Source organism: Bacillus sp. 103mf, assembly GCF_900116295.1.
GTDB lineage: Bacteria > Bacillota > Bacilli > Bacillales > Bacillaceae_G > Bacillus_A > Bacillus_A bruguierae.
On record NZ_FPAF01000001.1, the window covers coordinates 1,051,213 to 1,064,274 of the forward strand.

Sequence of the window (13,062 nt, forward strand, 5' to 3'; positions counted from 1 at the left end):
CTCGGTTAATGCGGGCTTTCCATCGATTAATACCGTGCCATTAGATTGCTGATTCTTCATTTCATCTTGCCACTTATCACCAATACCACCGCTAGATGTATTCCAACGATCTTCTTCGCGCAGAATCTTGGCCTTCTCCTGTTCAGTTAATGCGGGCTTTCCATCCATTAATACCGTACCATTAGATTGCTGATTCTTCATTTCATCTTGCCACTTATCACCAATACCACCGCTAGATGTATTCCAACGATCTTCTTCGCGCAGAATCTTGGCTTTCTCCTGTTCGGTTAATGCGGGCTTTCCATCGATTAATACCGTGCCATTATCGTCATACTTCAGCCCTTTAGGTGTTGGCGCTTCCTCTTTGGCTTTCTTTAATTCATTGACTGTCGGTGCGTCCTCCTTCGCGGGTGTCTTTGCAACCTGTTCGCTCTTTGGCGTGTCTTTCTTCGTAGAAGCATCGCCCTGACCGCACCCCACTAATAAACTTGATACCGATAATCCTACTACTAGATACTTTTTCATGTTCATTCTCCCTGTTTGTGCTGTACTTACGTAATAACTGTAATTTTTCCTGATATTTCCTTGTTACCTATGTAATATTATAACAAAAACTCCATATATATCAAAGTAATCAGTTCTATAAGGATTAAAATACGCGATACAACCGCAGTTATTATGTAAATTTCATTTCAACATGCATATAGCGCCAATAACGTCTTTCATGCCAATCGTTCCGCAACTTTTCACCAACGGCTAATATATTCGAATTTATACTTGATTTTGGGTGACGCATTTACTAGCAGATGGAGGAAGGTCCAGGAAACGTGGCGCAGGCTTCACCCCTACTCGCAAAAATAACAGCTATCAGTGCGAATAAGAGGTAAAGCGCAAATACTAGCGTCAGTCGTTGGCTGAGGTTTCCGAGTATACCCCTTCCGACTTTAGACTTTCTGCTACTTCGTTCTTATCTAAATGTAGATAACGCGTTGTAACGGATATATCGCTATGTCCTAGCGCTTTATCGATTGTTAAATTTAACGTATAACGACCTTCTGGGACTCTTTCTTTCACTGATCGCTTTTCAATCTATCGCTAAAGATGTTCGATAAATCTTCACTAATTGTTAAAGAATCGCGTCTTTTGAACATAAAAAAATAAGCTCTCTAACTCGTTAGCGACCGCACATTGTACGATTCAACTGACGAATTAGAGAGCTTATATATTGCGGAATTTGACGTTACCGCAAAGGTTTTTTTAGCGTCCCAGGAGAGATTCGAACTCCCGACCGACGGCTTAGAAGGCCGTTGCTCTATCCTGCTGAGCTACTGGGACATGGAGCGGGTGAAGAGAATCGAACTCTCGACCAGAGCTTGGAAGGCTCTTGTTTTACCACTAAACTACACCCGCATGATATGAATTTTTTTCTAATGCCTCATCGACAATATTCATTATATTATCGATGATAATTAAAGTCAACATTTTTTTCAAATAGAGTGAAAAAATTCTTTTCACCCTATTTGAAACGTTTTTTGTGCTACAGTTACACCTTCTAAAGTAAGGAAACGTATGTCTATTTGACCTTCTTGTATTTCGAGTACAGCAAATGTTTTTTCTCTTCGCGAACGCGGCAAAAGAATACTTCCTGGATTGATAAACAAAATATCGTCTATGATTTCTGCCCCTAATATATGCGAATGACCGAAGCAAACGACATTTGCCTCAGCTTCTTTCGCGCGATATAAAAGTGTTTGCAGTGTCATTTTAATATTGTATAAATGTCCATGTGTGACGAGAAAACGTGTATGTTGTACTTCTGTGATGATGTCATTTGGAAAGCCAAAGGCAAAATCACAGTTTCCTTTCACCACATGAAACCCTTCTAGTTCAACGTGCTGCGATGTTAATTCCGAATCACCGCAATGAATCATCACATCTACGTTTCCCTCGTACTGCTCTTTTAATTGCTTTAGCTCTTTCACAGAACCGTGACTGTCGCTCACAATTAACGCCTTCATCAGTTTCGCTCCCTTATTATCCCGCTATTCGTGAGCAATAAGACCCCCACCTCAAGATTCAGAGAGAATCGAAAAAGATAGGTGGGGGACAACTGCCCGTAAAAGCCCGATTGGTCGGGCTTTCCATCAGTGGGGGATGAAGCCCCCCACTGATGGAAGTTTCACTTTATTCTTCTCCTAAAAACCAAACTGGAATTTTTTCTTCTAATTTACGAAGCGCACGTCCGCGATGACTAATTTTATTTTTCTCATCCGACGACAATTCTGCCATTGCGCTTTTGTATTTTTCTACATAGAAAATGGGATCATACCCAAATCCATTTTCCCCGCGCTGCTGTTCTAAAATCTTCCCTTCACACGTTCCATTTACAATCAATGGTTTTTTATCTTCTTGCGGAAATGCAACAGCTAATGCGCAATAAAAACGCGCTGTACGCTTCTCCATTGGAACATCCTTTAATCCATCTAACACTTTTTGAATGTTAGCTTGATCATTCTTTTCCTCACCTGCATAACGAGCAGAGTGAACACCTGGTTTCCCCTGCAAAGCATCTACAATTAAACCAGAATCATCTGCAATGACAATTTCACCTAGCTGTTTACACAGATGTTCCGCTTTTAAAATCGCGTTTTCTTCAAACGTTTCACCCGTTTCCTCTACTTCTTCAATATGAGGAAAATCATAAAGTGATTTTACTTCTAAATCAAACTTTTCAAATAGCTCGGCAAATTCACGTACTTTCCCGGCATTCTTTGTCGCTACAACAACTTGCTTCATACTTTCCACCTCTATTCCATATAAGTTACAATATCACCTAATGCTTCTTTTTGTATTTCAACAAGTTGTAAAATCCCTTGTTCTGCTACATCAAGCAACTCGTTCAATTCACCGCGGCTAAATGTCGCTTCTTCTCCTGTACCTTGCACTTCAACAAAGTGTCCTTTTCCTGTCATAATGACATTCATATCAACATTCGCCTTAGAATCTTCTGCATAATTTAAATCTAATACAATTCCATGCTCATCAACGACTCCAACAGACGTCGCTGCCAAGAAATCTTTCACTGGAAGTTTCGATACTTTCCCTGCTGCCACAAGCTTCTCAAACGCTAGTACCATCGCTACATATGCACCAGTAATAGAAGCTGTTCGCGTTCCGCCGTCAGCTTGAATTACATCACAGTCAATCCAAATTGTTTTTTCACCAAGTGCTTCTAAATCAACAACAGCACGCAATGCTCGTCCAATTAAACGTTGAATTTCCATTGTACGCCCTGTTACTTTCCCCTTACTTGATTCACGAATGGTACGCTGTTCTGTTGCACGAGGAATCATGGAATACTCTGCTGTAACCCACCCTTTTCCTTCACCTCTCATAAACGGAGGAACTCGATCTTCAATTGTTGCTGTACAAATAACCTTTGTATCACCAACTTCAATTAGTACCGATCCTTCTGGATGTTTTAAATAATTCGTATGAATATGTATACGGCGCAACTCTGATGCTTGTCTACCATCTACTCGCATAAAAAATAACCCCCTTGTAACTACTACTTGTTAGTATAGCCCATTAAAAATTTATGTTATGTATCACAATAAAAGAAGGAGAATTAGATGTATTCCCCTTCTCTTCCTACATTAAGTATATCAAATTATTTCTGTTTAAAAACCACCTGTATTCACGTTTTGTGGACGAGCAACCGGTTTTATTAATTTATCGCCTTTTTCTGTAACAAGATTCGCCTTTCCATCCACTTGAATGGACACATTTTCCACACCTTGTTTTTCTGTTAAAGATAATACAAGCGACTGTAGTACATAATTAGAAATCCTACTTTTATCTTTATTCGCATAAATATTTTCATTAAAGTTCAATGTCAATGTTCCTTTTTCAAGTTTTGGTTCATTGATTAACTTCACACCTGGATTAAAATCATATGTTAATGCCGACTTATGCGACGGTCCTTTCACAAGTTCTTTTACAATTGTCGCTACTTCGTTTTCCTTCCCTTCTACAACGCGGCGCGTTACTGGCACATAATAAGTTTGCTTATTACTTTGCGCCAAGAAATAGAGCGTAATTGGTTTTGTATTTGCAAGATCAGCAACTTGCTCATCATCAAAGTTAATGCCGTTTGCTCGGCTTAACCCATTACCAATCGGCGTACCAGCAACAGGCATTTTCGCTAAATCTTGCCCATTCATGCTGAACTTCACATTCTTTACTTCTTTAAACTGCGTTAATGTCCAAGTAACTGCTTCTACAATACGGCGTTCTTCTTCTTTTTTATAGCTTTTTAGTTCTTTTGAAAAATCAACAACTGCAGTCCCGTCTTTTTTCACATCAACTGTCATTTCTGTGCCTGCTGGGAGCACAGCTTGAAATCCATTTGGCAATACATTTGTTACCGGTCCGTCTTTCACTAAATATTGTAATGACTGCTTAATCACCGCGTTATCTTTCGGAGCAGGTAACTGTACCGTTTGCGGCACAACATAACCATTTTTATCTACAAGATATAAATCTAATTTTTTCGTTTGCCCTTGTTTCGCAGTTTCTTTCTTCTCACCATCCGTATATGTTACTTTCTTAGGCAGATCAATTTGCTCTGTCCCTTTTTCCTTACTAAACAAGCCGCATCCCGCTAATAAAACTGTACTTAATGTAGCACAAACAAGCCATTTGAAAGTCGATTTAGGCATACGCTTTCCTCCTAAAAAATCTAAGTTTGTACTATATGTATACGAGCCTGGTTCTCACTTTAGAACAAGCAATGACAACTTATCTTTTAAAAAAAGACCTATACAAAATTGTATGTTACATACAATTTGAAAAACGGACACCCCCCCTTTCTTTTTAGAGCAGAGAGTATCTGGTCATGCATAGAAGCGGCCAGGGCCTTTCCCTGCTACGTACGACGGTAAAACAAAGAGAGAAAACGAGTGCAGGTCACTTTTTGTTTTACATAACCGCAACTTATAAAGAAAAGCGGAGCCGACTGTTTAAGCCCTCATGTCTAAGAACCTTCTCGTGTGGAAGGTTCTTAGACATGAGGGCTTAGGAGGCAGAGCTAGACAAAGATGTTGAAAAATCAAAATGGATTTATATTTCTTCAAAATCCTGCTTCTATTAATCAAAGCATCCTCTTAAAGCAGAGAAGACTATGAAGATCGAATACTGTACAAATTTGAACAATTTATGAATCCCCCAAAATTGTGATAAATATCACATCTCCTTATTTCCCAAAACTTTTATAATACAAGCATAAAAATTTGTTAAACATTTCACATAAAAGAAAGGAAATGAATATGAAAACACGTTTAGTCATGATCGGGAATGGTATGGCTGGAATACGCTGCATCGAAGAAATTTTAAAACAAAACGATACCTTATACGACATTACCATTTTTGGAGACGAACCACATCCAAACTACAATCGCATTATGCTCTCCCACGTTCTACAAGGAAAAACAAATATACAAGATATCATTATGAACGAATACAGTTGGTACGAAGAAAATAATATTACGTTGTATACAAATGAAAAAGTAATGCAAATCGATCGGAAAGAACAAGTCATTGTTACAGAAAAGAATCGTCTTGTTATGTACGACAAACTCATTATCGCAACAGGATCCAGTGCTTTTATTTTACCTGTAGAGGGTGCAAATCTTCCTGGTGTAACAGGTTTTCGCACAATTGAAGATACACAATTTATGATGGATACCGCTAAGCAATATAAAAAAGCTGTTGTTATTGGCGGCGGATTACTTGGTTTAGAAGCCGCACGAGGGCTTATTGACTTAGGAATGGACGTGCATGTTGTTCATTTAATGCCGCACTTAATGGAACAACAACTCGATGCTAAGGCATCTTCACTACTACGTGAAGATTTAGAATCACAAGGTATGAAGTTCCTTATGGAAAAGAAAACAGTAAAAATTCTTGGTACAAACCACGTTGAGGGCATTCAATTTGCAGATGGCGATATTGTAACATGCGATTTAATTGTGATGGCTGTTGGAATACGTCCGAATACACAATTAGCAAAAGATGCTGGTTTAATTGTAAACCGTGGTGTTGTAGTCAATGACTATATGCAAACAAATGATGAAGCAATATATGCAGTTGGAGAATGCGCAGAACATGACGGGATTGCATATGGACTTGTTGCACCACTTTATGAACAAGGTGCTATATTAGCAAAACATATTACAAGTACACAAACAGATGGATATACTGGCAGCATCGTCGGTACACAACTGAAAGTTGCAGGATGCGATTTATTCTCCGCTGGTCAAATTTATGAAGATGATGCCACAAAAGCAATCTCCATTTTCGACGAATGTACGCGTTCCTATAAAAAGGTACTCATCCGGGACAATAAAGTTGTTGGTGTTGTGTTATATGGTGATACAACTGATGGCACACGCCTCTTCAGCATGTTAAAAAAGGAAGAAGATATACAAGAATACACACCTGCTTCTCTTCTTCATAAAGCTGGCGAAGATAACGGACTTGACGTTGCAAGTATGAGTGCTGATGAAACTGTTTGCGGATGTAATGGTGTCACAAAAGGAGCGATTGTTCACGCTATTTTAGAACAAGACTTAACGACATTTGAAGAAGTAAAAGGGTGTACAAAAGCGGCAGGATCCTGCGGTAAATGTCGTCCAGTTGTTGAACAAATTTTATCTCATACACTTGGAGATAACTTTGATGCTTCTGTCCAAATTACAGGCATGTGCGGGTGCACAACATTATCTCGCGATGAAGTTGTAGCAGCAATTCACGAAAAAGGCTTAAAGTCACCGAAAGAAGTACGAAACGTCCTTAACTTCTCGCATGAAGAAGGTTGTTCAAAATGCCGTCCTGCATTAAATTACTATTTACGTATGATTTGTCCAGAAGAATACGCCGATGATAAAGCATCTCGCTTCGTTAACGAAAGAATGAATGGCAATATTCAACATGATGGAACATTTTCTGTTATTCCACGTATGTACGGCGGCGTTACAACAGCAGATGATTTAATGAAAATTGCAGAAGTTGCGAAGAAATACGACGTCCCGCTCGTAAAAATAACAGGTGCAAGTCGCATCGGTTTATATGGTGTTAAAAAAGAAGATTTACCAAAAGTGTGGGCTGATCTTGATATGAATTCTGGCTACGCCTATTCGAAGTCTCTTCGCAATGTAAAATCATGCGTCGGATCCCGCTTCTGCCGCTTCGGTACAAAAGATTCATTAGGACTTGGCATGTTGCTTGAGCAGTCATTAGAAATGGTAGATACACCACATAAAATGAAAATGGGTGTAACAGGTTGTCCGCGCAACTGCGCAGAAGCATTAACGAAAGACTTTGGCGTCGTTTGTGTTGAAAATGGCTTCCAGCTTTATATCGGAGGTAACGGCGGTACAGAAGTACGTGAAGCTGATTTTGTAATGATTGTCCCTTCGGAAGAAGATGTAATTCGCATCGCCACAGCGTACGTACAATACTATCGTGAAACTGGTATTTACGGCGAACGCACAGCTCCTTGGGTAGAACGAATAGGTTTACATCAAATAAAAGAAGTGCTGCATGATGAAAGTATGATCGCTGAATTAAATGAACGCTTCCAAACAGCACGGAATACCTATGAAGAAGCTTGGGGACAAGCACTAGAAACACAATCACTAAAAACGATGTATGAAGTAGAGATTGTAAAATAAGGAGCGATTCATATGTTACAAACGAAAGAAAAAATAAAAATTATGCCTGCCGCAGATCTTCCTGTACAAATCGGCAAGGAAGTACACATAAAGGATATGTCTATTGCCTTATTTCGCCTTGCAAACGGCGACATCCGCGCTGTAGAAAATCGGTGTCCTCATAAAAATGGCCCATTAGCGGAAGGGATTGTTTCTGGCGAATTTGTCTTTTGTCCGTTGCACGATTGGAAAATTTCATTACGAACAGGTGAAGTACAAAAACCTGATGACGGCTGTATTCAAACGTATGAAGTACAAATTATTGATGGCGATATTTATATATACATGTAACTTATATAAGGGAGCCTCTTCTCGGCTTCCTTTCCAGTAAAAACAGATGAGGTGTAGAGATGAACGGATACGTATATTTAGTTGGTGCAGGACCTGGTGATGAAGGGCTTATTACAAAAAAAGCAATAGAGTGCTTACAAAAAGCAGATATTGTTTTATATGACCGCTTATTGAATCAAAATTTACTTCGCTATACAAAGTCAACATGCGAACTTGTCTATTGCGGAAAAATGCCAACAAATCATATTATGCGCCAAGAAATGATTAACGCTCATTTACTTCAATCTGCCAAAGAAGGTAAGACTGTCGTCCGCTTAAAAGGCGGAGATCCCTCTATCTTTGGCCGAGTTGGCGAAGAAGCAGCTGCTTTAGCAGCAGAAAACATTCCATATGAGATTGTACCAGGTATTACATCTAGCATCGCCGCTAGCGCGTATGCCGGCATCCCTCTCACCCATCGCGACTACAGTAATAGCGTGACATTACTAACCGGTCATACAAAGGGACCAATCCAGGATCATGTCAACTACAACTCACTCTTAAATAGTGATACTGTTGCCTTTTACATGGGCATTAAAAACTTACCAACCATTTGCGAAAACTTACTGCAAACCGGAAAGAAAAAAGATACACCAGTAGCAGTCATCGAATGGGGTACAACCGGAAGACAGCGAGTCGTTACAGGTACACTGTCCACAATTGTTGATATCGTCAACAAGGAACACATTTCAAATCCTTCCATGACAATTGTTGGGGATGTCGTATCCTTACGAAAACAAATCGCTTGGAAAGAACGTAAACCATTACACGGAAAAAAAGTTTTACTTGCCTCTTCATCAAATAAAACAAGTAAAGCAGAGAAAAAATTACAAGAAGCTGGAGCAGAAACATATCAAATTCCAACTTTCCAAAAACGAGATTACACTTTAACACAGGCACAACTCCATGAAATATTTGATGCCAAGCGTCTCGTTTTCTGTTCAGCCGAAAGCGTAGCAATCTTGTTACAATCATGCGCACAGCATCGGAAAGATATCCGTTCCTTACAAGGAATTCTCCAGCATATGAATCATGCTGCCAAGGAAGCACTTATGCAATATGGACTCTTCAGTGAACAAGCAAAGTTTTCTACAAAACCAACTGTGTATCTAGGACGAAATATTAACCGAATTGCTGTCATTCAAGAAAAAATCGGCCCTGGCTCTTATATAATGACACATGAATATAAAATAGATCATCGTTTTGACGAAATTCATACACGTATGCTCTCTGAATTCACATGGGATAGCATTGTATTTGAAGGGCGCGCCGCAATTGATACATTTATAGCAGAGGTTAAACACCTTGGTTTCATGCATATTTTCAATTTACCGTTCTCGTATACAGATGAACTAACTTTACAGTACGCAAATAAAATCGGATTCCAGAACATCGATTATGAGTTACAAGCTATTTTTAATGAGAAAGAAGTGGCAGCACAATGAAAGGGATTGTTTATATCGGGCACGGCAGTCGATTACAAGCAGGCAATGAGCAATTCATCCACTTTGTTCAGTCCGTTATAAAGGAGCGGAGTGAAAATATCCAAAAAATCGGCTTTCTTGAACTTACAATACCAACTGTCCAAGATGCGATTACAGAAGCAATTCTAGACGGAGCAACTGAGATTTTACTTGTCCCAGTTTTATTATTTGCAGCAGCTCATTATAAACGTGACGTCCCTTTCGAAATTGAGCAAACGAAAAAGCGCTATCCACATATTACATTTTCAATTGTACCACCCTTTAGTACACACCCGCTCATGATTGAACTTGTAATCAAAAGAATACGTGAAGCCATACCTATACAAGGTAGTGAAATCCTAATCGTAGGCCGAGGCAGTAGTGATCCTCAGCCTATATATGAATTACAGCAAATCGGATCAGCAATTGAACAAAAACTTTGCATGCCCGTTTCCTGCTCTTTTTTAACAAAGGGAACACCTTATTTTACTGAAAGACTCGACGGTTTAGCCTCATCAGCTCAACATGTATACGTCATGCCATACCTTCTCTTTACCGGATTATTACTTCGGAAAATTGAGCGCCATGCACACACATACACGAACGTCACAACATGCAACTGCCTTCAATTTGATCCCTACATGAAGTCCGCATTATTAGAACGAATGGAGGAATATGTACATGTGTAACTTATATCCCCTTGTATGTAATCTGCAAGGCAAGCATGTTGTCATTATCGGAGGCGGCAAAATTGCCTACCGAAAAGCGTGTGGATTGCAAGATACAGGAGCTATTGTTACTGTAGTGAGTCCAGATATTTGTGAGGAAATGAGGAAACTCTCCTATATTATATGGAAACAAAAAACATTTACAGATGAAGATATAAAAGATGCTCATCTCATTTATGCCGCAACAAATCATCATGATGTAAATATGATGGTCAAACAAGCAGCGCATGACTTTCAGTGGGTTAATATCGTAAGCGATGGCACACAATCATCTTTTCACACACCTGCCGTTATTCGAAATAATGAGTATATTGTAAGTATATCTACTTCAGGTAAACATCCAGCATTTGCAAAACGAATCAAACAAGAACTAACAGATGTTCTTCCACAACTTATAAAGTAAAACTTCCAGCAGAAGTTACAGCTCTTATGAACAGTAAAGCGTTTATCTTACATGGACTCATTCACTTTACACTATGATTTTCAGTCAAAAAAGACCATCCTTATGCAAATACCCATTGAATAAGGATGGTCTTTCTATGTATAAATCCACTTTGATTTTTTAACACATAGATTGCTGCTATGCAGAATACAACATGCCCGCTACTGGCTTGCTGCTTTTGTTTAAAACCTAGCATGTGGCAGAAAAAAGACCCTGACCGCTCCTACGCGCGGCCAGACGCTCTTGTCCTCCCCTAAAAAAGAGGTTTTATGTTAGTTTTTCGTAACTACTCAGCCATACAGTTCATTTAGGAGTTTGGTAAGGAGTATAATTCCAGCGAAAATACGCTTACCTATAATTGCTGCCATGAAGATAAAAATGGACCTACGCCTCGCTGCCTTTCCTTGTTTTAAAACTTTGTGCGTAGCAGGAAAAGGCCCTGACCGCTACTATACATAGCCAGTCCCTCTCGACCACTTAAAAAAATGCTTTTCTATTGGTTTTTCATAGAGTGACTAAGTAGTTACAGTTTTTCAATTTGGATATATATTCTTCTTCACTTAATGGCTACTTTATAAAACGATATGCTTCACATTCTCAATTGGTTGTCCGAACCACTTCGAAGCAATTTCTTTAAACACATCAATTTCTCCTGTTGTTAAGAACAGATGATCACTTTGCTCTTCTATATCATGCAGCATCTTACTATGATACAAAATCGTGCTTACTTCACGAGCTGTTTCATCACCTGAACTAATCAATTGTACAGAATCACCCATAACCCGCCCAATAACTGGTCCTAAAATCGGATAATGCGTACACCCTAAAATTAATGTATCAATTTCTGTTTTCTTCAATGGTTGCAATGTTTCGCTTACCACTTCGTATGCCATTTCACTCTCAAAAATTCCGCTTTCTACAAGCTCAACAAACGGCGGGCAAGCTAAACTCTCTACTAATACGCGGTTGTTAATCGATTTTAACGCGTATTCATACGCACCGCTTTTCACTGTTCCAATCGTTCCAATTACACCCACATGGTATGTTTTTGTCACTTTCAGTGCAGTACGTGCACCTGGGTGAATGACACCCACAACCGGAATAGATAATTTCTTTTGCATTTCTTCAAGCACAACTGCCGCTGCAGTATTACAAGCAATTACGAGCATCTTAATATCCTGCGCTAGTAAATGCTCTGTCATTTCCCATGTAAATTGTCTTACTTCTTCACGAGATCGCGGACCATACGGGCAACGTGCTGTATCTCCTAAATATATAATTCGCTCTTTCGGTAATTGCCGAATTAATTCTTTCGCTACTGTTAAACCACCAACACCTGAATCAATTACACCAATCGCTCTATTCAAAACAATCGCCCCGTTTTCTCTTTCATAATCTAACTGTACATTTCCAAACAGCGCACTCATTCATAGAATAATAGAAGGTTCACCTTATGTACATGAATAGACCTTTTTATTTTCCTCCTTTTCCTAGTAATTTGCAAGATACAAAAATAACCGGCTTTTCTTTACATGAAAGCCGGCTTCATTCTTTATAGTTCAAGTTCTCCCATACGAAGGAGCTCGACAACTGCTTGTGAGCGTCCCTTAACTCCTAGCTTTTGCATTGCATTTGAAATGTGGTTACGTACGGTTTTTTCACTAATAAAAAGTTCACTTGCAATTTCTTTTGTTGTTTTATCTTGAACGAGTAACTCAAACACTTCTCTTTCTCTTTTTGTGAGCAACGGTTTAGATTGATATTCTTTTTCCTTCAATTGGTATAACCCTCCTTGCTTAAGCCAGAGCTGTATGTGTGTAAGTTGGGTGTTTATTTAGTCAAGATATTGTATGAATAGAAGCAAGTCGTGGTGAATAAAAATAGGCAGAAATCTAATGTATTTACTTACAAAAAATTTCTTTTATTGCTAGTTATCTCCCAGCTATCTTCTTTGACTTCTCAGAACCTTGAGATAGGGGGCTTACTGCCCGCGAATAGCGCGATAAAACTGTAATCTTCTCCCCCAACAGGTAATATAATTCGGTAGTTTCTGTATTTGCTGAAAACATAATGTATTCACTACTACATAAAGAAATGGTGAATCACGAAAAGGAGAGGCGTTCATGACAGAAAAAAGATTGTGTAAATCTTCAACAGATAAAGTGTTTCTCGGCGTATGCGGTGGTTTAGGAGAATATTTCGGTGTAAGCACAAGTATGATTCGCATTCTTTGGCTAATCGCTATCTTATGTTTCGGAACAGGTTTTTTAGCTTATTTCATTCTTATATTGCTCATGCCAAGTTCTTATGAATAAAGGCACTGCTTT

General features: G+C 39.1%; 13 protein-coding genes, 2 tRNA genes and 1 pseudogene. 6 read left to right on the forward strand and 10 right to left on the reverse strand.

What is annotated here, in order from left to right:
- The 8 genes and pseudogenes from BM350_RS26785 to BM350_RS05380 form a co-directional block, all read right to left on the reverse strand.
- Positions 1-525: pseudogene (locus BM350_RS26785) on the reverse strand (hypothetical protein); the annotation flags it as partial.
- Positions 526-903: 378 nt separating this feature from the next.
- Entirely contained in the window at positions 904-1,074 is a 171-nt protein-coding gene (locus BM350_RS26790; RefSeq protein WP_170857617.1) for a hypothetical protein, read from the reverse strand.
- Between the two features lie 187 nt (positions 1,075-1,261).
- A tRNA-Arg gene (locus BM350_RS05355) sits at positions 1,262-1,335 on the reverse strand.
- 1 nt (position 1,336) lies between these two features.
- Positions 1,337-1,410, reverse strand: a tRNA-Gly gene (locus BM350_RS05360).
- Positions 1,411-1,511: 101 nt separating this feature from the next.
- Positions 1,512-2,018 (reverse strand): metallophosphoesterase, encoded by a 507-nt coding sequence (locus tag BM350_RS05365; protein WP_090919580.1) that lies wholly within the window; start codon positions 2,016-2,018, stop codon positions 1,512-1,514.
- Positions 2,019-2,184: 166 nt separating this feature from the next.
- Positions 2,185-2,796, reverse strand: coding sequence for an XTP/dITP diphosphatase (locus BM350_RS05370; protein WP_139207764.1), 612 nt, complete (start codon positions 2,794-2,796; stop codon positions 2,185-2,187).
- 11 nt (positions 2,797-2,807) lie between these two features.
- Positions 2,808-3,545 carry a ribonuclease PH gene (rph, locus tag BM350_RS05375; RefSeq protein WP_090919586.1) on the reverse strand — a complete coding sequence of 246 codons (738 nt, stop codon included), beginning with the start codon at positions 3,543-3,545 and terminating at the stop codon, positions 2,808-2,810.
- 135 nt (positions 3,546-3,680) lie between these two features.
- On the reverse strand, positions 3,681-4,721 hold the full coding sequence (locus BM350_RS05380; RefSeq protein WP_090919589.1) for a GerMN domain-containing protein: 1,041 nt from the start codon (positions 4,719-4,721) through the stop codon (positions 3,681-3,683).
- Between the two features lie 606 nt (positions 4,722-5,327).
- Here BM350_RS05380 and nirB point away from each other — a divergent pair.
- From nirB to BM350_RS05405, 5 genes are read left to right on the forward strand one after another with little or no spacing between them, the layout of a single operon-like run.
- Positions 5,328-7,733 (forward strand): nitrite reductase large subunit NirB, encoded by a 2,406-nt coding sequence (nirB, locus tag BM350_RS05385; RefSeq protein ID WP_090919592.1) that lies wholly within the window; start codon positions 5,328-5,330, stop codon positions 7,731-7,733.
- Positions 7,734-7,745: 12 nt separating this feature from the next.
- Positions 7,746-8,063 carry a nitrite reductase small subunit NirD gene (gene nirD, locus BM350_RS05390; protein ID WP_090919595.1) on the forward strand — a complete coding sequence of 106 codons (318 nt, stop codon included), beginning with the start codon at positions 7,746-7,748 and terminating at the stop codon, positions 8,061-8,063.
- A 59-nt stretch (positions 8,064-8,122) separates the two neighbouring features.
- Positions 8,123-9,547 (forward strand): uroporphyrin-III C-methyltransferase, encoded by a 1,425-nt coding sequence (locus BM350_RS05395; protein WP_090919598.1) that lies wholly within the window; start codon positions 8,123-8,125, stop codon positions 9,545-9,547.
- Positions 9,544-10,254, forward strand: coding sequence for a sirohydrochlorin chelatase (locus BM350_RS05400; protein ID WP_090919600.1), 711 nt, complete (start codon positions 9,544-9,546; stop codon positions 10,252-10,254). Before BM350_RS05395 ends, BM350_RS05400 begins: the two co-directional genes overlap by 4 nt.
- Positions 10,247-10,696 carry a precorrin-2 dehydrogenase gene (locus BM350_RS05405; RefSeq protein WP_090919603.1) on the forward strand — a complete coding sequence of 150 codons (450 nt, stop codon included), beginning with the start codon at positions 10,247-10,249 and terminating at the stop codon, positions 10,694-10,696. The genes BM350_RS05400 and BM350_RS05405 overlap by 8 nt, the downstream gene beginning before the upstream one ends.
- Before the next feature lie 611 nt (positions 10,697-11,307).
- Here BM350_RS05405 and racE read toward each other — a convergent pair.
- Together racE and gerE are read right to left on the reverse strand one after the other, a co-directional pair.
- Positions 11,308-12,162 carry a glutamate racemase gene (gene racE / locus BM350_RS05410; RefSeq protein WP_090919606.1) on the reverse strand — a complete coding sequence of 285 codons (855 nt, stop codon included), beginning with the start codon at positions 12,160-12,162 and terminating at the stop codon, positions 11,308-11,310.
- A 125-nt stretch (positions 12,163-12,287) separates the two neighbouring features.
- Complete coding sequence (gene gerE / locus BM350_RS05415) at positions 12,288-12,512, reverse strand: spore germination transcription factor GerE (RefSeq protein WP_020060005.1); 225 nt, start codon at positions 12,510-12,512, stop codon at positions 12,288-12,290.
- Positions 12,513-12,858: 346 nt separating this feature from the next.
- Between gerE and BM350_RS05420 the strand changes: the two genes are divergently transcribed.
- Positions 12,859-13,050: a PspC domain-containing protein gene (locus tag BM350_RS05420; protein WP_090919609.1), complete on the forward strand. Its 192-nt coding sequence runs from the start codon at positions 12,859-12,861 to the stop codon at positions 13,048-13,050.
- Positions 13,051-13,062: the final 12 nt, after the last annotated feature.